We start from the raw sequence: 20,653 nt of genomic DNA on the forward strand, positions 1-20,653 counted from the left end.
GTGTCGGCGGCTTCAAATCATTTATGAAAAATCATTTGTTAGCAACCTAAATCTGGAAAGACGTAAAATTTTACGTCTCTACATTTTTTAATAAATCCCCAAAACGTTGATTAAAACCTAATATTCCCTGCAAACCACCTGTATGAATTACCACAATCGTACTATTCTCTTTAAAATTACCTTTTTCAATTTCATTCCATACACCATAAAATAATTTTCCTGTATAAATTGGGTCAATTTGTAACCGAATTTTTTTATAAAAATCATTGATAAAATCGATTAATTCCTGATTCCATTTTGTATAACCACCAAAATTATAATCACTTATTAACTGCCAATTATCGTAGCTTTCTCCCACAAATTCCCATATCAAACTATGAATTTCATCTAGAATAAAATTACCTTTAAGCGCTGGAAATACCTTCACCAAAGACACTCCAGCCAATCCAACAACCAATCCCGCAGCTGTTCCACCCGTACCGCTACTTACACAAAAATAATCCGGTACGTTATCAAGTTGTTCTTGCACTTCTGCAACTATCTCAGCACAACCTTTAACAGCTAAAGTGTTACTTCCACCTTCGGGTATTACATAACAGCTTCCCAACTCATCCTGTAACCGTGCGGCTATTTCCGCTTTCTCTTCCCGGTACTCTTTTCTTCCTACAAACACAAACTTCATTCCCTGCTGTTGCGCTAAATTCAAAGTTGGATTCAAAGGTTTCACTAATTCCCCTCGAATTACACCAATCGTCTCAAAACCAAACATATTTCCTGCTGCTGCGGTTGCGGCAATATGATTGGAATAAGCTCCGCCAAAAGTAAGTAAGCGCTGTTGTTGCTGTTGTTTTGCTACTTGGAGATTATATTTTAATTTACGCCATTTATTACCCGAAATTTGCGGATGAATCAAATCATCTCGTTTAACAAATAGGCGTATGCTGCGTTTTGTTAATAGTTCATCTTCAATAAGCTGTATTGGACTTGGTTTATTAAGCATATTTGGGCAAAAATAACTATAGAGACACTGCATTTCAATGTCTCTACTTAAATTTTAGTTATTCATTTAATAAATTACCATCTATAAAGTACCAAAAAAAATAGGGAACAAGTAAACACTAATATGACAAATACACCACAATGGGCAATTGAAAGAATCCGTGAAACTCAAAATAACCAGCTTAGCTGGTTAAATTTAAGTTGGGTTCCCTGGATGTATAAAAGTCAAAAGCTAACAGAAGTTCCTTTGGAAATATTTGAAATCGAATGGTTAAGGGAATTATATTTATGCAATAATAAACTGACGAGCATACCTGAATATATTACTAATCTTAATAATTTAACTTCTCTCGATATATCTGAAAATCAACTTATAGAAATTCCCGAATATATTTTTAGCTTAAGTAATTTAATTAAACTTGATGTAAGCGATAATCAACTAACTAAAATTCCTGAATCTATTATTCATCTTAAGAATTTAACAGAACTAAATATTAGTGATAATGATTTGAGTAAATTACCAGAATCAGTTACAAAATTAACTAATTTAACTAAACTATGGTCATGGAATAATCAGCTAAGAGAAATACCAGAATCTATTACCCGTCTCATCAACTTGATAGAACTTGATTTAAGTGAAAATAAACTGACGGAAATACCAGAATTTATTAGCCGTCTCACTAATTTAACTATACTCGATTTAGAAGAAAATCAACTAACTGAATTACCTGAGTATATTAGTTATATCTCCGGCTTAAATGAAATTTATTTAAACAATAACCCCTTAGAAAATCCATCTTTAGAAGTTGCAAAAAAAGGTATTATTGCAATTCGCGAATATTTTGAAAATTCTGCAATCTAAAATTTAGATTCTATATACAAAATCTGTAATACACCTTAATATTCGATGGTGCGTTACGGCAACATTGACGTATTGTTTTCCTCGGATATTATTCCGTGCCGTAACACACCCAACTTCTACCTCTTCAAAAACCTCCGTCTCATCTGAGCCGCAAAATCATTAACTTCCGGTATATTCATCATCGAAGCAACAACTCCGAAAACTGCTAATCCCGCAAAACCAGATATTGATAATTGTAAAAGCTGAATTAATAAATTATCCGAATTTATAATCTTTGCCATACCTAAAGAAGTTGCAAAACTTGCCGCACCTGCTACTACACTACCCGCAGCTAATCCTAATATCGGCAAACTCCACTTTACTATAGGTAAACCATTTAATTTGCGGTTGAGTAGGAATAACAACATGAATACCGAACTACAATTTACTCCCACTGTTGCTAATACTAAACCTGGTGCGCCTAAATTAAAAACTTTAATAAATAGATAGTCAAATAAACCATTAAGAAAAATATTTATCATACTGATACGAAATGGTGTGTTTCCATCACCCAAAGCGTAAAATACCCGGACTAAAACATCGCGTCCTAAATAAATAAACATACCGATGCCATTTACAACCAGCAAAGAAGCAACTAATTGAGTAGCTTCTGGGTTGAAAGCACCGCGCTCGTAGACTATCTTGACAATCGGGTTTGCTAAAGCCACCATCAAAGCACCCAAAGGCAACATTGTAAAAGCGGAAAGCAATAACCCCTCACGAATCTTTAATTTTAAATCTTCCCAATTTTGTGGATCTGCGAGTCGGGCAAACACTGGTAGCAAACGCACTAAAATTACATTAGAAATAATTCCCAAGGGAGTTTGTACTAACAACCCAGCATTTGCTAAAGCAGGTGCAACTTGAGTACCAATAAATCCAGCGAAATACAAATCGGTGTAAAGGTTAAATTGCAGCATCCCAGAAGAAAAAGTCGCAGGTCCCATAATTCTGAGGACTTCTTTTACTGCTGGCTGATTAAAATCGAATCGCAAGCGAATTCTGCCCATACCCGCTTTTGTTTGCGCTGCTATCTGCATAAACCATTGCAAAAGCGCTCCTACCAAAGTTCCTACAGCTAAAAAGGTTCCTCCCAACATTGCATATTCGGGAGTACTGATTTTGTTACCAACTTGTAGATAAAGAATGCCTACAGCCGCTACAAGTGCAGTACTGGAAAACAAAGGACTGATAGAAGGAAGCCAATATACGTTAGCAGTATTCAAAGCCCCAAAACCAATACCAATCAAACCCGCTAAAACCGCCATTGGAGCCATAATTCGCAATTGACGGATGGCAATTTCTTGAACTAACTGCTTAGTTGCTCCCTCTTCAACGGGCATTGTAAAAAGATCGACAAACAAAGGGGCAGTAATGACTATAACGATTGAGACAATAAATAGTATTCCACCAATCAGCGTCATAATCGTTTCTAACAACGGCGCTGCTTCCTCCTTCTTGCGCTTAGCTAAAACGCTAACTACAGCGCTATAAAAAGGGCCATTAATACCGCCGAGCAATATCAGCAAAAATCCTGGTATCGTATAAGCGTATTGAAAAGCAGCAGCAGCAGGCCCCAAACCAAAAGCGGCAGATATAACCAGCTGCCGCACCAAACCAAAAACTTTACTAATTAAAGTGGCAGCGGCAATAATGCCAGCAATCCCAGCAAACGAACGAGAAGGTTTATCTTGTTGTTTTGTCACAAATATTACCCGACAATATTCTAATTAAAGATAGCTGAAAGTATTTAACCAGAAATTAAGTTAGTAGTCAGGGAAAATTTGACAAATTCATTGATGGGTAATGGGTAATTGGGGATTGGGCTTGGGGCATAGTAAGTCACTGCGTTGGGCGGGTTCCCCGACTTGTAGCAAGTGGCGCAACCCGAAGGGGGCATAGGGCATGGGGCATAGTTAGGAATTAGGGGTTAGGAGTAGGGAATAGCGCCTAGTGAATTAATAATTTGTGCCTTCATTCCTTATCTCTCCTTATCTCTCCTTATCTCTCCTTGTCCCCTTGTCCCCTTGTCTCCCAACTACCAACTACCAATTACCAATTACCAATTACCAACTACCAACTACCAATTACCAATGCCCAATGCCCAATGACCAATTACCGACAACCCAAGCTATACCGAGTCTCTACACCAGTTTCCGGGTTCACCCCAGAAGCGCGATCGCACATCAATTTCACCTGGTAGCGGTCGATTATCGCGTCTGTGAAATCGGCTCCGGTAATATCAGCATCAAAAAAGCGGCTGCGGCTCATTGTTGCTTGTGTAAAGTTGGCGTTTTTCAGGTTGGCATTATCCAGCGTTACTTGATCTACCAAAGCATTTGTAAAATTTGCCCCTTCTAAATTGGCTCCTAATAAATTGCCTTTGGTAAACATTGCGTTTGTTAAGTCAGCACCTTGAAAATTCGTTCCCCGCATTTCAGCGGAAATAAAGTTAACTGCTGTTAAATCTTGATTTGAAAAATCGCGGTTTTCTAAATTCGTGCTACTGTAGTTAATCGTGTTTGTTTGAGCAAAAGCCGGATGGGCATCAAGCAATACCCACAACCAAGCCAGACATAAAATAAACACTAAGCCTAAAAAGCGAAAAAGAATTTTTTTCATAATCTTATACAGTGAACAGTCAACAGTTAACAGTAATAAATTATCACTTATCAGTTATTCACCCGTTGACCGCCAGGTGTTCCCGTAGGGTAGGGTGTGGATCTCAGTTCAGGAATCAATTACCAATTACCATAAACCTGGTAACTGATAACTGATAACTGTTCACTGATAACTGTTCACTGTTTCCAATCTTTGCCAAGACGTATTGTTAGGTCAGATTTTATATCGCCAGTAGCAGATATATCAATATGATTGATGCCTAAAATTTGCTGTAATTCTTGCGCTGCTGCTTTGTTGCCTTTTTGAACTATGACTTCGGATTTTGCTCGTTTGTCCGGCCAGTTTGCCACGGCGTAAACATTTACGAAGCCTTGTTTTTTCAGAACTTCAATAGTTTTTTGAGTTTGTTCTGGTCGATTGCCGGTATTTTGGATGGCAATTTTTAAGCTGGTAAGCGGTTTTGTATTTTGCTTAAGGCTTGCCAGGTTCATACCCGTGTAGTTGGAAAGCAAGTCGCCTTGTCCAGTCAAATTCAACCAGTAACTATCGGGATCTGCACTCAAAGCGCTGAATATTCCCGGTAGCATAGTCATTTGAAAATCGTCTCGCTCTACTTGGGAAGCAAAATTGACTAATGCCATCATTTCTTCCAGCTTCAAGTTAGTATCAAAATACTTCCGCATTACGCGAGTTAACTGTGGTAGGCGAGGTAATACTTTAGGACTCCAAAGACGTTCGCGCAATGCTAACAGCATTGTTTGCTGTCGTTGGACTCTTTCTAAATCCCCCGAACCTTTTTCTTTGTAGCGGACAAATTGTTGTGCTTGTTCGCCGTTGAGAGTTTGCCAACCACCCACTAAATTAATCGATAATTTTTGAGCCGAATCTTTGTACTGCATTGCCTTGGGTACAAATACTTCGACTCCTCCCAACTGGTCTACTAATTGCTGCATTCCAGCAGTTGAAATACGAATGTAGCGATGAATCGGCGCATTACTTAAACTACGACTTACTACCCGCGCAGCTAAAACCGGGCCACCAAAAGCGTTCGCTTGAGATACTTTATTTAATCCTTCTTCGGGAATTGAGATCATCGTACCCTTGGGAATCGAAAGTACCCGAATGGATTTATCTTGGGGGTTAAATCTCACTAATAGCATGGTATCGCTAGTTCCAGAAAAGCTTTCTGGGGAACCTTCAACCGTACCCGGAACCGGTTCGATTCCTAAAACCAAAATATTCATCGGTTTTCTTAGCTGGTATTGAGAAATATTGCTCCACAAAGCCCCAGGTAACGGCGCATCGTCAGCATCTATTGGCGACCATCCAAACTCCGAATCACTCTTCTCGATACCACTCCATAAAGGAGTCCAAAGAGCCAAAGAAGATACCAGTAATCCCGATAAAGTAATCCCCATGACAACTGTGAAAATCCAAAACAGCCATCTGGGCATTGCCAAACCCAGCCGATAATATAGCTGAGAGGGAATAGAACTCGTTTTTTTACTACTTCTTGGCTCAACCTTGACTAGCTGACCATTTACAGGAGGCTGATTCTGTAATTCTTGCTCCTGCTCGTAGCTATTCGGTTTTTGCCAACCTTCTACTTGTTTAACCACAACTCACTCCCCACTAACCAATCCTTAAACGTTATGTTAATTCAAGCCAAAAATATTGCCACTTTTAAAGCCCACTGTACACTTGTAGTGTCGTAAATTAGGTTGGTAAGACAACATGACTAAACGATTGTTTCCCGTAATTCTTGCAGGTGGTAAGGGCGAACGTTTTTGGCCTCTTTCTCGACGAACCCGACCTAAGCAATTTTTAAATCTTGATGGCACCTCTCGAAGCTTAATGCAAGCCACTGCTGACAGGCTGTTACCGCTGACTGATGGTTGGGATTCCTTATGGGTGATAACTTCTAGCCTGATAGCAGAAGGCGTAAAAGAACAATTACCAGAATTGCCTGAAGCCAACTTGCTTGTAGAACCACAAGGAAGAGATACGGCAGCAGCAGTTGCCTGGGCTAGTTTGGAAATTAAAAAGCGTTATGGTGAAGACGCTATTATTGGCTTTTTCCCTGCCGACCACTGGATCGCCGACCAAGAGGCATTTGCAAGCACATTAAATGCAGCAGCCGAATTAGCCGCACAAAATCCGGCGATTGTAACGCTCGGGATCAAACCAACATTTCCATCAACAGGCTATGGCTACATAGAACAGGGTGAAAAATTTGGTAGCTTTAACAACTTGCCAGCCTACCACGTTAATCGCTTTACTGAAAAGCCCGACCGAGACACGGCGGAAACTTTTTTACAAACGGGACGCTTTAGCTGGAATAGTGGAATGTTCTTTTTTAGAGCAGGGGTTGTTATCAAAGAATTATATACTTATGCTCCAGAAATCATCGAACCCATAGAAAAAAATGGTCCTTCTATTTATCCCGAGCTGCCAAAACTAAGTGTAGACTATGCTTTGATGGAAAAGACCAATCTAGCATACGTCTTACCAGTAGAATTTGGCTGGGACGATCTAGGAGACTGGAACGCCATTGAAAGGTTGCTTAAAAAAGAAAAAGAACCAAACGTCGAATTAGCTACTCATGTAGGATTAGACACCCAAGGAGCCATTCTCTACGCCAGCAATGAAGATGACGTAATTGTTACTATTGGTCTAGAAGATGTAGTCGTCGTTCGCGACAAGAATGTCACTTTAATTGTCAAAAAAGAACGCACCCAAGAAATTAAACAGGTACTTAAAAATCTACAGTCCGATTCTCGCTTTACCGAACTACTTTAAAGTAACTATAAAGTAACTATGTCTTAAGGATTATATATTGGGCATTGGGTAAGGTGAAATACAAAAAATTACCGTACCCAATCGCCCAAAACCTAAAACCGGAGGATCTAAAGTCCTCGATTAAAGAATAAAACCTCAAACCCTTGACAGAAGCGTAAAAGCTGTATTTCCTACTAGTATAGCTATTCAGTCAGTTAACAGTTAACAGTTATCAGTGAACATTCAAGAGAGGGAATAGAAAATAATTCCTCACTCTTAATTAATTCATAACTCCTAACTCTTTGACCTTTGACCTTCAACCTTTGACCTATTTAATTATTATTAAAAATGTTTCTAACCCAAACCGTTCCTCGTCAAAGAGAAATTATTGAAGTTTTATTCCGCAATGGCTGGGATTACATGCGACGGCTGATTACTCTTGGTAAAGCCGATGAACCTCAGTTACCTCCTCCTGCGGTTTTAAAGAATATTTTGGTAGATTTGGGTCCGGTTTACGTTAAGCTGGGGCAATTACTTTCTACTCGTCCAGATTTACTTAGTGCATCTTATATTGATGAACTTTCAACTTTGCAAGATGATGTACCACCAGTGCCTTGGGCTGATGTAGAAGTACTCATTCGCAAACAATTAAAAAATCCTTTAGAAGAAAGCTTTGACACAATTAACCCGATACCTGTAGCTGCGGGTTCTATCGCTCAAACCCATAAAGCTACTTTAAAAACTGGTCAAGAAGTCGCAATCAAAGTCCAGCGCCCCGGAATTGACTTGATTGTTGACCAAGATATTGCTTTAATACAAGGTATCGCCGAGTTAGTCGCTCGTACAGAATTTGGACAAGTTAATGACATTAAGGCGATCGCCGATGAATTTTGTACTGCATTAGAAGCAGAATTAGATTTTACACGGGAAGCTGGCTTTACCGATCAGCTACGACGCAATTTATCTGAAGGTACTTGGTTCGATCCTAAAGATATAGTAGTTGCCAAAATCTACTGGGAGCTAACCTCGTCAAAATTAATGGTGATGGAATGGCTAGATGGTGCGCCAATTTTATCGGCAACTATACCCAACGAAAACAATAAAAGTACGACTCGGGAAACGGAACGTCAAAGAGTTACCAGCTTGTTATTTGCTGTTTTCTGTCAGCAATTGTATGTAGACGGTTTCTTTCATGCAGATCCCCATCCCGGCAATATCTTTTATCTTAATGACGGTCGCGTTGCTTTGTTAGACTGCGGTATGGTAGGAAGACTCGATCCCCGCACTCAACAAATACTGATAGAAATGCTACTGGCAATTGTGGATTTAGATGCTCCCAGATGCGCTCAGTTGACTTTACAGCTAGCAGGTTCATCCAAGTCGGTGGATATGTCGCGTCTGGAAGGTGATTTTGACCGGATGCTGCGAAAATATTTTAATTTAAGCTTAGCTCAGCTTAATTTTTCTGAAATTGTTTACGAAGTTTTTCAAGTTGCTCGTAACAACAATATCCGCTTACCCAGCAATATGGGGTTATACGCCAAAACCATCGCCAATTTAGAAGGATTAGCTAGAGGATTCAATCCGGAAATAAATTTCCTAGAAGAAATCAAACCTTTTTTAACCGACTTATTCCGCAAACAGCTGGTTGGGGATTCACCAGTTCGTTCTCTTTTAAGAACAGCATTGGATTTAAAAAGTCTTTCCTTACAATTCCCCCGTCAAATCGAATATTTATTAGAGCAAGTAACAACAGAAACCTTAGAATGGAATCTAAATATCAAAGGTTTAGACGGTTTGCGACGTACTACAGATGATGCAGCCAATCGTTTATCCTTCAGCGTATTAGTAGGTTCGCTGATAATGGGTGCAGCAATTATTTCCACCAACGCTCAAACTGCACAATTATCTTTAATTAGTAACATCTTGTTTGCTGCTGCTAGTTTATTAGGTTTGTGGTTGATTGTTAGTATCTTGCGCTCCGGAAGATTACGGTAATAGGTAATGGGTAATGGGTAATTGGTAATTGGTAATGGGAGTTAGGAATAAAATTTCTACCCCCTCTTCCCCCCTCTTCTCCTCTCCCCCCTCTAAACCTTTGACCTTAAATCTTTGACCTTTGACCTTTTTAAGCTTTAATCTGGTATATATTGCACCGTTTGAAATCAGATATATGTCTATTATCATTGCTCAGGATTTGAGCAAAGTTTATCCAGTCGCTATTAAGGAACCGGGTATTAAAGGTACAGTCTCTCATTTCTTTCGCCGCAAGTACCGGGAAATCAAGGCTGTTAATAACGTTTCTTTTGAAATTGCACCCGGTGAGGTGGTTGGTTTTTTGGGGGCAAACGGTGCGGGGAAAACTACTACTCTCAAAATGCTGACTGGGTTAATTCACCCGAGTAGCGGTAATGTAAGAGTTGCTAATAATATTCCGTTTCAACGAAAAGAAGCTTTTTTACAACAAATCACGCTGGTGATGGGACAAAAACAGCAGTTGTTGTGGGATTTACCGGCTCTCGATTCCTTGAGAATCAACGCTGCTGTCTATAGTATTCCCGACAAGGAATTTCATCATCGGGTGGGAGAGTTAACCGAAATGCTTTCACTCGAAGGTAAACTGACTCAACCAGTACGAAAAATGTCTTTGGGCGAACGCATGAAAGCCGAACTATTAGCGGCGCTTTTGCATCGTCCCCAGGTATTATTTTTAGATGAGCCGACTTTAGGATTAGATGTCAACGCTCAAGTTAACGTGCGCGATTTTTTACGGGAATACAATCAGCGCTATCAAGCAACAGTTTTGTTAACCAGTCACTACATGGCAGATATTACAGCCTTGTGCAAACGAGTGCTGCTAATTCACCAAGGAGAATTGATGTATGACGGTAGTTTAGATGGACTTTTGGAAAGGTTTGCTCCCTACCGAGTGATTAATGTGGAATTAGCGCAACCTGTAGACTTAGTTAGATTAGAAACCTTCGGCGAAGTGCAAGCTCACGACGGTAGAATGGTTGGTTTTATGATTCCTCAAGAGAAGCTAACTAGTACTGTGTCGCGTATTTTAACTGAGTTAGAAGTAGTTGATTTAACCGTTGCAGAACCGCCGGTAGAGGAAGTGATTGGGAAAGTTTTTCAAGCTGGAGCCGTTAGCAGTTAACAGTTAGCAGTTATCAGTTATCAGTTATCAATTTCGGGGGTAATTGTATTACCGCGATTAATTTTACTAAACTCGCTGCTCTTATCAGTTGATTGATGCAGCAGATGTTAGTAACTTAATTCAAAAGGTCAAATAGGTGCATTCTCAAAAATAGAGACAGTGGCGATCGCCCTGTAAGAGCGGTAACAGAGTATACTTTTTAAGTGACGATAGAATAACTAATATTTCTAACGTAATTCTGCAATAATACTTTTAGCTGATTGAGGTTGATAATTACCAGCACGAAAATCAGCCAAAGTTTTTTGAGCATCCTTTGCGATTTCTGCTCGACGGCTTTCATGTTGGCGATTTTGCAGAATTTTTATCAGCATCTCTTGCTGCTCGTAAGGCAATTGTAAAGCGCTTCCTAGGACTTGATTAAGAGTATCCATAAAATTAGGTTATCAGCTTTAAGCTTGTAAAAGCTTATATATTTTAATAAATTTTAACGCTCATAGAAATGCTACAAGACATCTTTCCTAAAAAATACTAATTAAGACATCGGAACAAACTTAAACACAAATCCTCTAATCCCTCACTTCAGATGATTCCGTTTTATTTCTCTAAGTAGATTTATCTTTAACTCTGGCAAGGTAGTTTTACAAATATTATTATTTAATTCCATCTTCGTAATATGCAGTTAAAGCTAAAAAATGAACTAGTAAAACAGGAGGTTAAAGCCGCTCTTGCTGTTGAACCTGCGGAATCTGCGGAAATTGTGGGCTTAATTTATGTCAGCGATGCAACTCCTGGTATTAAGCGTCAGCGCCAAGGCAAAGGGTTTTGTTATTACGATGCAGAAGGAAATAAAATCTGTTGCGAAGATGAATTAAATAGAATTAGAGCTCTTGTTATACCTCCAGCTTGGAATGAAGTATGGATTTGTGCCCATGCTCAAGGACATTTGCAAGCTACGGGAAGAGATGAAAAGGGACGCAAGCAATATAGATATCACGCACATTGGCGAAAAATCCGTTCTCAAACTAAATTTAATCGGACGATTGCTTTCGGTTTAGCTTTACCTAAAATTCGGGAAAGAGTACAAAAAGATTTAAGGAAACACGGTTTACCTAAAGAAAAGGTTTTAGCGGCTACTATAAAGCTCTTGGAAACTACTAAAATTCGCGTCGGTAACGAGCAGTATGCCCAGAGGAATAAGTCGTTTGGCTTAACCACAATGAAAGAGCGTCATGTTGATATTTCCGGTTCGCGATTGCGATTCAAGTTTCGTGGTAAAAGTGGTGTAGACCATGATATTGAATTATGCAATCGACGTTTAGCAAAAATCGTTAAGCGAATTCAAGAATTACCCGGACAAGAGTTATTTCAATTTATTGATGATGATGAGAAACGTCAGTCGATTGATTCAGGCGATGTGAATGATTATCTTAATGAAATTACCGATTTAGATTTTACTGCCAAAGATTTTCGTACCTGGTTTGGAACCGTATTAGCAGCGGAAGAACTATATGAAATGGGTGAATTTGAATCGCAAAAACAAGCCAAGAAAAATATTGTTCGGGCAATTAAAAATGTCGCGCAAGAGTTGGGAAATCGTCCTGCAACTTGCCGTAAATATTACGTTCATCCAGGAATTTTAGCAGCATATCAAGATGGCTCGCTATCTACTGCAATTGAAAAAATTAATCCAAGCGATAAAGAAAATTCACAAAAAAACTCTCAATTACGTCCGGTAGAACAAGCCGTATTGAATCTTTTAGAACAACATTTATTAAAAAAGATTGAAAAATAATGGTTTGTAATAAATGTCTGATATACTTACAACTATTTGCGAATATCGCAGTCAGGATAAAATGAAATGATTAGAAATTATATAAATAGAAAATAATATTTAATATCCTTCATATTATAGATTTATTTTTTTATATAAAGCTTTAATCTACAACATAGTGATATTAAATCAGTTACCAGTGAAGAATCAAAAATTATCAATTTTCACCTCTAGGGTGTGGATAATTCATAAGCAACTGTTAACTGATAACTTGTAGTTGATAACTGAAAAATGGTTAAACTAAATCTCGAGGTACAAACAGATTTTCTTAAAGCAATTCAAGGTAAAGCAGACGGTGTTTCATTTCAAGGAAAAGGATTAAAATTACAAGATATTAGCCTTACTGAGTTTCAAATACAAACCGATGAGGTTGATATCAATCCACTTAAGGTTTTATTTGGCGAAGTTGAATTAAATCAGCCGATAAATGCACAGACTAAAATAGTAGCCAAAGAAGCTGATATTAATCAAGCTTTACAATTAGATTTAGTTCGCCAGCTATTGCACGATTTTTTTACCTTCCATACCGAAGAATCAATCGTCAGTATCTATCCGCAAAACGTTCAGTTTCGTTTGCCGGGAAATAAGAAAATTCAAATAGAAGGAGAAATAATTTTAGATTCAGGTGCAGAAAAAAAGCCTTTAGGTTTTGTAGCAGATGTTCGTCTGGAATCTTTAGAAAAGCCAATCGTGCTTGACAGCTTTAAATGCAATACGACCGAAGGAATCGAATTAGAAATTATGGTGGCGTTAATAGATAAAATCCATAAGCTGCGGAAATCGCCTTATTTTAAATTAAAAGATGCAGCATTCAGAGTTAATACTCTAGAAGTACAAAAAGGTAGTATAATCATTTTGGCACAAGCCCAACTTGCAAAAATTCCCGATAACATACCCTCTTCGGAATAAATTTTATAAATTGGTTATATGACTGGGGTATGATGTAACTTTTAAAGGTAATTACTAATATAAATTAATCAGTATATTCCATATCCCAAAAATATTAACTATGCAACAGTATGATGTTGTAATTATCGGTGCAGGGCACAACGGATTAGTTTGTGCTGCTTACTTATTGAAAGCTGGCTACACTGTAGCTTTATTAGAAAAACGTGCGGTACCTGGTGGTGCTGCCACAACAGAGGAAATTTTACCTAAAGAAGCACCCGGATTTAAATTTAATTTGTGTGCGATCGACCACGAATTTATCCACCTCGGGCCAGTTGAAGAGGAATTAGAATTAAAAAAATACGGATTGGAATATTTATATTGCGACCCAGTTGTATTTTGTCCCCATCCAGACGGAAAATATTTCTTGGGACACAAATCTTTAGACAAAACCTGTGCGGAAATAGCTCGTTATTCTGAGCGCGATGCTGCAAAGTATAAGGAATTTACTGAATATTGGCAGCGTGCATTAGGTGCAATGATTCCGATGTTCAACGCACCACCGAAGTCAATCTTAGATATTGCTGGTAACTACGATATTACTAAGATAAAAGATTTGTTTTCAGTAATTGGCTCTCCCTCGAAAACCCTGGATTTTGTACGCAACATGTTAACCAGCGGAGAGGATATTCTCAACGAGTGGTTTGATTCAGAATTTCTCAAAGCACCTTTAGCAAGACTTTGTGCCGAACTTGGTGCCCCACCTTCACAAAAAACCTTGGCAATTGGTGCGATAATGATGGCGATGCGTCACAATCCGGGGATGGCAAGACCTCGTGGTGGAACTGGTGCATTAACTAAAGCATTAGTAAATTGCGTCACAAGTCATGGTGGCGTTATTTTTACCGAGCAACACGTGGAAAAAGTGTTGATTGATGACGGTAAAGCTGTTGGCGTTCGCGTTGCAGGTGGTAAAGAATATCGCGCTAAAGAAGCGGTAATTTCTAACATTGATGCAAAAAGATTATTCATGCAAATGATTGATAAGAGCGAATCAGATGCAGCAGATCCAGACTTACATGAAAGGTTGAAGCGCCGTATTGTCAATAATAACGAAACCATCCTTAAAATTGACTTAGCATTAAACGAACCGCTACGCTTTGAACACCACGAACACAAAGATGAATATTTAGTTGGTTCAATCTTAATTGCTGATTCAGTTCATCATGTAGAACAAGCTCATAGCTTGTGTACCTTGGGACAAATTCCCGATGAAAATCCATCAATGTATGCCGTCTTGCCAAGTTATTTAGACCCAACTTTAGCACCTCCAGGAAAGCATACTTTGTGGATTGAATTCTTTGCTCCCTATCAAATCAAAGATGCTAACGGTACTGGTTTAAATGGTACTGGCTGGACTGATGAATTGAAAAATAAAGTAGCTGATAGAGTCATAGATAAACTAGCAGATTACGCGCCAAACGTAAAAGATGCAACTATTGCTCGTGCTGTAGAAAGTCCCGCAGAATTAGGTGAAAGATTGGGTGCTTATAAGGGGAATTACTATCACGTTGATATGACATTGGATCAGATGATTTTCTTCCGTCCCCTACCCGAAATCGCCAATTATAAAACACCACTTGAAAACCTGTATTTAACAGGAGCCGGAACCCATCCAGGCGGTTCAATTTCCGGAATGCCGGGACGTAACTGTGCTAGGGTATTGTTGCAGAACAAGCAACCCATGCAGATGAGTTTGAAGGATGCAAAAGAAGCGATTACTTCTACATTTGAGTCGATGTTTAAGAAGTAAATCAAGGTTAAAGGTTGAAGGTCAAAAATAAATAATTGTAGGTTGGGTTAGACACGAAAATTAATTTGGACTAATAAAGAAAATTTTGATTAGTCGTGTCGTAACCCAACATTACTATTGTGAAAAAACAATATTATTCGTAGTTAATCATTGCTAATCATTACACATAGAGTATGTTGTGGCGATCGCCATGAAACCATTAAATATTTTAAAGACAACTTTGGCTATTAATCTGTATATAAAAAATTTATAAGCTAGATGTTTGTAATAGTCGTGCGGGAAATAAGGTAAAAATTATTTACCTCAGAATATTGAGATTAAAAAATTCATTAATTCATTATTATAAATCTTTAAAAAATAAAATTTTAATTAGCGATAAAAAACGTTGCTGCTATTATTTTACAACTGAAGCTAATAGCGGAATTCCTATGACTTATGACCATATTCAACTGCTTTCAAAAGGTGGAAAAACTAGCTTTAAAAATCTTTGTTTAGCTTGTCGCTCATGTAATGAATTGAAGTCAGATTATACCGAAGCTATGGACCCTTTAACAGGAGAAACTGCACCAATATTTAATCCTCGCACACAAATATGGTTTGATAATTTTAAATGGAGTCCAGATAGCACAAAGGTTGAAGGTTTGACAGCAATTGGTAGAGCGACAATTGTTGCTCTTAGAATGAACAACGCTGTTATTGTTGTAGCTAGAAGGCGATGAACAATTAACAACTGGCATCCTCCTATCGATTGAGTAATGTCATCCTGGCTACAGATGACAAACTATATATAAAACTGATGGAATATATGTAGCGTAGCCAATGCAAGACCATGACACAACGGGTTTTAATTTTAGGGGGAAGAGGACGTATAGGTAACAGCGTTGCTCAAGATATAGCCAAGCATACGCAAGCAGAAATTACTGTTACCGGACGCAAAGCTATAGAAAAGCAGCAAGAAAGCAGTTTCAAACACCTTGCTTTAGATTTAAGCGATACCGAACGATTACGCGAACTTATTTCTAATAGTGATATTTTGGTTCATTGCGCTGGTCCTTTTCACTACCGAGATACTTCCGTTTTGCAAATCTGCATTGAGCAAGGTATCAACTATGTAGATGTTAGCGACCATCGTTCTTATACTAGTAAAGTATTAGCGCTTCACGAACAAGCTGCACAAAAAGGTGTAACGGCAATCATTAATACAGGCATTTTTCCCGGTATTTCTAATAGTATGGTGCGTCAGTGCGTGGAACAATTTGATGAACCAGAAAATATTCATTTGAGTTATGTTGTAGCGGGTTCCGGTGGCGCTGGTGTTACGGTAATGCGAACTACTTTTCTAGGCTTACAAAATCCTTTTCAAGTCTGGATAAATGGAAAATGGGAAACGGTTAAACCATATACGGAGAGAGAAACTGTTGCTTTTCCCGAACCTTACGGAAAAAGTGGGGTTTACTGGTTTGATATGCCCGAAACATTCACTTTACCTAAAGCTTTTCCCACAGTAAAAAGTGTAATTACTAAGTTTGGTTCAGTTCCCGATTTTTACAACCATTTAACCTGGATAGCGGCAAATATATTCCCTAAATCTTGGATTCAGAATTCTGGTGGTGTAGAGTTTCTATCTCAAGTGAGCCATTTTATGACTGATGTTTCCGATAATTTCAGCGGTATTGGTGTAGCAATTCGCTCGGAAGTGGTGGGAATAAAAGATGGTTTAACAAGAAGTTATTGCTCAACTTTAGCTCATGAGAATACCTCAATAGCTGCCGGTTATGGTACGGGTAGTATAGCTCAATTGCTACTTGCAAGTAAGTTGAAGAAACCAGGAGTCCATACTGTAGAAGAAGCTTTACCAACAGATTTATTTGCAGAAACGATGCATGAAAGGAATGTAAAAATTAACCAATACTGGTTGTAGAATCACTCAAGCGGTTTAGTTACTTATGCATCTTCCCATAGAAGGAACTGTTTCATAAACAAGCTTAGGGAGCAACTCATAATAAGCTGTGGATAATGAATGGGCGGCGTGGATTATTCATTGATTATCTATAAAGCATAATTATAATTGTATACATATAACATAAGATATTTTGATAGGGCGGTTTATACGCTTATAAATAGAAAATAAATATGTAATATTATCAATAAGATTGATGAAAACAATGTTTCCCAAAAGAGATTATTACATAATATCTGCTTGCTGTATCCTCTTCTATTTGAGCCGGATAGCAGTAACTAGTTTAAAAATAGAGCCATTGAAATAAGCGCTTAAGACTCGCTTGTACTTGCCTCATTGATACTATTAACTTACTATCTGGGTGTTTTATGGCTTATTCTGATTGTATTCAACAGAGGCATACAAATTGCATTTCGAGGCTGTTTTCTATTAATTTTAATGATTATTGGAAAAAGCGTTTATCTATATTTTCTGGAAATTCACTTGTTTTAATTGTTGATAATGATGCTGATAACTTGCAGTTAACTAAACAAATAGTCAAGTTATTGGGCTACCGCGCTATTACCGCAAAAGATGGGGAAAGTGCTTTAAAATTAATAGAGAAACATCAATTTGCCTTAGTGTTGTTAGAAGTAATGTTGCCCGAAATAGACGGTATTAATGTTGCTAGATATTTGAGAGAAAATCAAAATTTAGTTCCGGTAATTGCTCTAACTAGTTTACCCAGCCATATGTTTCGAGATGAAGCTTTGATGGCAGGTTGTAATGGGTATATTGAAAAACCTTTTCAAATAGAGTATTTAGAAGCTGCGATTAAGCAACTTCTTTTTGTTCCAGCATCTTCATTAATTAACCCTGTTAAGCCGTAGATTTGATTTTACTCGCAACATGTTTGTTATACCAACTCATTAATGGAGTTGCGCTAACCCCATGTAGCAGTACTGAAGCAACAACAGTAGTATAAGTTATCCAAGAAATTTGTTCGGCTAATGCTCCTTTTAAGCCGTTATCAAGAGCATAGGCAAGATAGTATAAAGAACCAACTCCACGTATACCAAACCAACCGAATAACCAGCGCTTCTGGGGATACATTTTTTGATTTTGTGGATTTTTGATAGTACGTTTACCAATTGTACTAATGAAGACTCCCAAAGGTCTAATTACCAAGAAAAGAAATAAAATTATTAGAATTGATTGAGATGCAAAATCAACTACTGGTTGATATAGTAAAATCGTTCCTAGCAGTAAAATTGTTCCTATTTCTAGAAGCTTCTCTACTTGCTCGATAAATTCTAATTGCGCTGATGGTTTTTCTGAGTTATGGTAACTTTTTTGCATTACTAAACCAGCTATAAATACTGCTAAAAAACCATAGCCATTGACAACTTCTGTTAGAGAATAGGTGAGAAAAACAGCGCTTAAAGCGATAAAATCTTCCATCAAGTCGTCTACGGGATGACGTTCTTTGATTTTCATATCCAGCCAGACTATAGCTTTAGCAACGATAAAGCCCATAATAATGCCAGTACCAATCGCCCAAATTAAATCTACTCCTACCCAGGATTTAATCCAATTATCCCAATTATTATCTTTAAGAGCATAAAGACCAAAATATACGAAAGGGAAAGCTAAGGCATCATTTAATCCACCTTCGCTAGTTAAACCAAAACGTAATTCATCGTTATCTTTTGTATCTTTTAACTGTATAGCAGAAGCTAAAACCGGGTCAGTAGGAGCTAAAATTGCTCCTAATAAAATTGCCGTACCCCATTCCATTCCTAAAAAGAATTTCCCTACAGCAGCAATTGCAAAAATTGATATCGGCATCAAAATTGTGATGAGCCGAATTGTAATACTCCAAGCACTTAATTTTAAAGGACGAGCAATTTTTAAACCGCAACCAAATACAGATATAATAACTACTAATTCTGTTAACCGTTTGAGTAATTCAACATTAAATATACCGTCGTGACGTAATTCAATTAAACCAAAACCATAAGGTCCAATTGCAATGCCAACTATTAAATAAATAATGGCATAGGAAAAAGGCGATCGCGAAATTACACCAGAACCCAAAGTAACAAAAAGCAAGAGTAAACCAACGACAAGTAGATTCAGAATATAAACATCCACCATAGAATTGTTACTCCTCCTATTACGACATAATTCTGTTAGTTTAAGAGCAAAACTAATAATTATGTATCACCCGCAGGTAGACTTGATGAAGCAGCATTATGTACCAATTGAGTAAATTAAATGTAACCAAAAGCAGTTAAAAATCGTTAGGCTGATACTATAAGTATTTTTGAGTGGTAGCGATGGAACAGGTAAAAGGACCAAAAACTCCTAAATTTGCTCAATTGATTGAGTGGATTTTCAACCCGTTGCAGATGATGGAAAAATCTGCGAAAGCTTATGGAGATAAATTTAAATTATTCTTAGTTGGCGATAATCCCTCAGTATTTGTCCACCATCCCCAAGCCATTAAAGAAATTTTTACCGCCAGCCCTGATAAATTTGATTCTGGGAGAGGAAACCAAATAATTGCATCTTTACTAGGAGAACAATCTCTAGTTTTGCTCGACGGTAGCCAGCATCAACGTCAGCGCAAATTATTAACGCCACCGTTTCATGGAGACAGAATGAAATCCTATGGTGATTTGATTTGTAAAATCACCGAAGAAGTAATTAGTGATTGGAAAATTGGCGAACCTTTTGCAGTTCGCACTTCCATACAAGAAATTTCGCTTAGAGTTATTTTGCAAGCGGTATTCGGACTTAATGAAGGGGAACGTTACGACGAAATCAAGCAGTTAATCGCTTCAGTATTAGATGTATCCGGTTCTCCTTTACGGGCTATGCTAGTATTCGTACCTTTGCTACAAAAAGATTTAGGTGCTTGGAGTCCCTGGGGTCATTTTCTAAGACAGCAAAAGCGATTAGATGATTTGCTGTACGCCGAAATTGAAGAACGCAGAGATAACCCGGATGCATCTCGTGAGGATATTTTATCTTTAATGATGGCTGCAAGGGATGAACAAGGGCAGCCAATGACAAATAAAGAAATCCGCGATGAGTTGATGACTTTATTAGTCGCAGGGCACGAAACTACTGCTTCATCATTAACTTGGGCATTTTACTGGATTCATCATCTTCCTGAAGTTAAGGAAAAACTATTAGCAGAGTTAGATAAAGTTGATACAAGTGATGATTTGAGCTTAATTGCTAAATTACCTTATCTAAATGGAGTTTGTGCCGAAACATTACGCATTTATCCCATTGCTTTAATTGCTTTTCCCCGAATTAACAAAGCGCCAATTAAAATAATGGATTGCGAATATCCCGCAGAAACATGGTTAACACCTTGTATTTATTTAACCCATCATCGCGAAGATTTGTATCCAGAACCAAAACAATTTAAACCAGAAAGATTTATTGAGAAACAGTATTCACCTTACGAATATTTACCCTTCGGAGGTGGCAATCGTCGCTGTATTGGTATGGCGTTTGCCCTGTTTGAAATGAAACTAGTATTAACAACAGTTTTGCAAAAATTAGACTTAGCTATAGTTAACAACCAAGAAGTTAAACCAACTCGTCGCGGAGGTACTTTGGCACCTTCAGATGGTAAATGGTTGGTAGCAACTGCAAAAAGAAATATGAAAGTAAAAGTAGAGGTTTGATATCATGTTGGGTTAAAC

Annotated in this window: 17 protein-coding genes; 11 read left to right on the forward strand and 6 right to left on the reverse strand. The window is 38.0% G+C overall.

Annotated features, from left to right (window positions below; translation table 11 throughout):
* Positions 1 to 70 precede the first annotated feature (70 nt).
* Complete coding sequence (locus RIV7116_RS10245) at positions 71 to 1,000, reverse strand: 1-aminocyclopropane-1-carboxylate deaminase/D-cysteine desulfhydrase (RefSeq protein WP_157229274.1); 930 nt, start codon at positions 998 to 1,000, stop codon at positions 71 to 73.
* Between the two features lie 123 nt (positions 1,001 to 1,123).
* Here RIV7116_RS10245 and RIV7116_RS10250 point away from each other — a divergent pair, with 123 nt between their 5' ends.
* A complete protein-coding gene (locus tag RIV7116_RS10250) occupies positions 1,124 to 1,861 on the forward strand; it encodes a leucine-rich repeat domain-containing protein (protein WP_015118231.1) in 738 nt (245 codons plus the stop codon).
* Positions 1,862 to 1,977: 116 nt separating this feature from the next.
* Here RIV7116_RS10250 and murJ read toward each other — a convergent pair whose 3' ends face one another.
* From murJ to RIV7116_RS10265, 3 genes are all read right to left on the reverse strand, one after another.
* Entirely contained in the window at positions 1,978 to 3,606 is a 1,629-nt protein-coding gene (gene murJ / locus RIV7116_RS10255) for a murein biosynthesis integral membrane protein MurJ (RefSeq protein ID WP_015118232.1), read from the reverse strand.
* Between the two features lie 409 nt (positions 3,607 to 4,015).
* The gene (locus RIV7116_RS10260) at positions 4,016 to 4,522 is read right to left on the reverse strand and encodes a pentapeptide repeat-containing protein (RefSeq protein WP_015118233.1); all 507 of its coding nucleotides are present in this window, start codon (positions 4,520 to 4,522) and stop codon (positions 4,016 to 4,018) included.
* A 176-nt stretch (positions 4,523 to 4,698) separates the two neighbouring features.
* The gene (locus RIV7116_RS10265) at positions 4,699 to 6,141 is read right to left on the reverse strand and encodes an LCP family protein (RefSeq protein ID WP_015118234.1); all 1,443 of its coding nucleotides are present in this window, start codon (positions 6,139 to 6,141) and stop codon (positions 4,699 to 4,701) included.
* A gap of 115 nt (positions 6,142 to 6,256) precedes the next feature.
* Between RIV7116_RS10265 and RIV7116_RS10270 the strand changes: the two genes are divergently transcribed.
* From RIV7116_RS10270 to RIV7116_RS10285, 3 genes are all read left to right on the forward strand, one after another.
* Positions 6,257 to 7,321 (forward strand): mannose-1-phosphate guanylyltransferase, encoded by a 1,065-nt coding sequence (locus RIV7116_RS10270; RefSeq protein WP_015118235.1) that lies wholly within the window; start codon positions 6,257 to 6,259, stop codon positions 7,319 to 7,321.
* Positions 7,322 to 7,648: 327 nt separating this feature from the next.
* Complete coding sequence (locus RIV7116_RS10275; RefSeq protein WP_015118236.1) at positions 7,649 to 9,298, forward strand: AarF/ABC1/UbiB kinase family protein; 1,650 nt, start codon at positions 7,649 to 7,651, stop codon at positions 9,296 to 9,298.
* A 175-nt stretch (positions 9,299 to 9,473) separates the two neighbouring features.
* Positions 9,474 to 10,460, forward strand: coding sequence for an ATP-binding cassette domain-containing protein (locus tag RIV7116_RS10285; protein WP_015118237.1), 987 nt, complete (start codon positions 9,474 to 9,476; stop codon positions 10,458 to 10,460).
* A 227-nt stretch (positions 10,461 to 10,687) separates the two neighbouring features.
* Here RIV7116_RS10285 and RIV7116_RS10290 read toward each other — a convergent pair whose 3' ends face one another.
* Positions 10,688 to 10,891, reverse strand: coding sequence for a hypothetical protein (locus RIV7116_RS10290; RefSeq protein WP_015118238.1), 204 nt, complete (start codon positions 10,889 to 10,891; stop codon positions 10,688 to 10,690).
* A 242-nt stretch (positions 10,892 to 11,133) separates the two neighbouring features.
* Between RIV7116_RS10290 and RIV7116_RS10295 the strand changes: the two genes are divergently transcribed.
* From RIV7116_RS10295 to RIV7116_RS10320, 6 genes are all read left to right on the forward strand, one after another.
* Positions 11,134 to 12,252, forward strand: a complete 1,119-nt coding sequence (locus RIV7116_RS10295; RefSeq protein WP_015118239.1) for a DNA topoisomerase IB — start codon at positions 11,134 to 11,136, stop codon at positions 12,250 to 12,252.
* A gap of 270 nt (positions 12,253 to 12,522) precedes the next feature.
* Positions 12,523 to 13,200: a DUF2993 domain-containing protein gene (locus RIV7116_RS10300; protein WP_015118240.1), complete on the forward strand. Its 678-nt coding sequence runs from the start codon at positions 12,523 to 12,525 to the stop codon at positions 13,198 to 13,200.
* 100 nt (positions 13,201 to 13,300) lie between these two features.
* Positions 13,301 to 14,992, forward strand: coding sequence for a beta-carotene ketolase CrtO (crtO, locus tag RIV7116_RS10305; protein WP_015118241.1), 1,692 nt, complete (start codon positions 13,301 to 13,303; stop codon positions 14,990 to 14,992).
* 428 nt (positions 14,993 to 15,420) lie between these two features.
* Entirely contained in the window at positions 15,421 to 15,711 is a 291-nt protein-coding gene (locus tag RIV7116_RS10310) for an HNH endonuclease (RefSeq protein WP_157229275.1), read from the forward strand.
* 110 nt (positions 15,712 to 15,821) lie between these two features.
* Positions 15,822 to 16,913 carry a saccharopine dehydrogenase family protein gene (locus tag RIV7116_RS10315; RefSeq protein ID WP_015118243.1) on the forward strand — a complete coding sequence of 364 codons (1,092 nt, stop codon included), beginning with the start codon at positions 15,822 to 15,824 and terminating at the stop codon, positions 16,911 to 16,913.
* Positions 16,914 to 17,320: 407 nt separating this feature from the next.
* Positions 17,321 to 17,821, forward strand: a complete 501-nt coding sequence (locus RIV7116_RS10320) for a response regulator (protein WP_015118244.1) — start codon at positions 17,321 to 17,323, stop codon at positions 17,819 to 17,821.
* Here RIV7116_RS10320 and RIV7116_RS10325 read toward each other — a convergent pair.
* The gene (locus RIV7116_RS10325) at positions 17,811 to 19,088 is read right to left on the reverse strand and encodes a sodium:proton antiporter (RefSeq protein WP_015118245.1); all 1,278 of its coding nucleotides are present in this window, start codon (positions 19,086 to 19,088) and stop codon (positions 17,811 to 17,813) included. The genes RIV7116_RS10320 and RIV7116_RS10325 overlap by 11 nt on opposite strands.
* Before the next feature lie 182 nt (positions 19,089 to 19,270).
* Here RIV7116_RS10325 and RIV7116_RS10330 point away from each other — a divergent pair, with 182 nt between their 5' ends.
* Positions 19,271 to 20,635: a cytochrome P450 gene (locus tag RIV7116_RS10330; protein ID WP_015118246.1), complete on the forward strand. Its 1,365-nt coding sequence runs from the start codon at positions 19,271 to 19,273 to the stop codon at positions 20,633 to 20,635.
* Positions 20,636 to 20,653 lie beyond the last annotated feature (18 nt).

It is taken from the genome of Rivularia sp. PCC 7116 (assembly GCF_000316665.1).
Lineage (GTDB): Bacteria > Cyanobacteriota > Cyanobacteriia > Cyanobacteriales > Nostocaceae > Rivularia.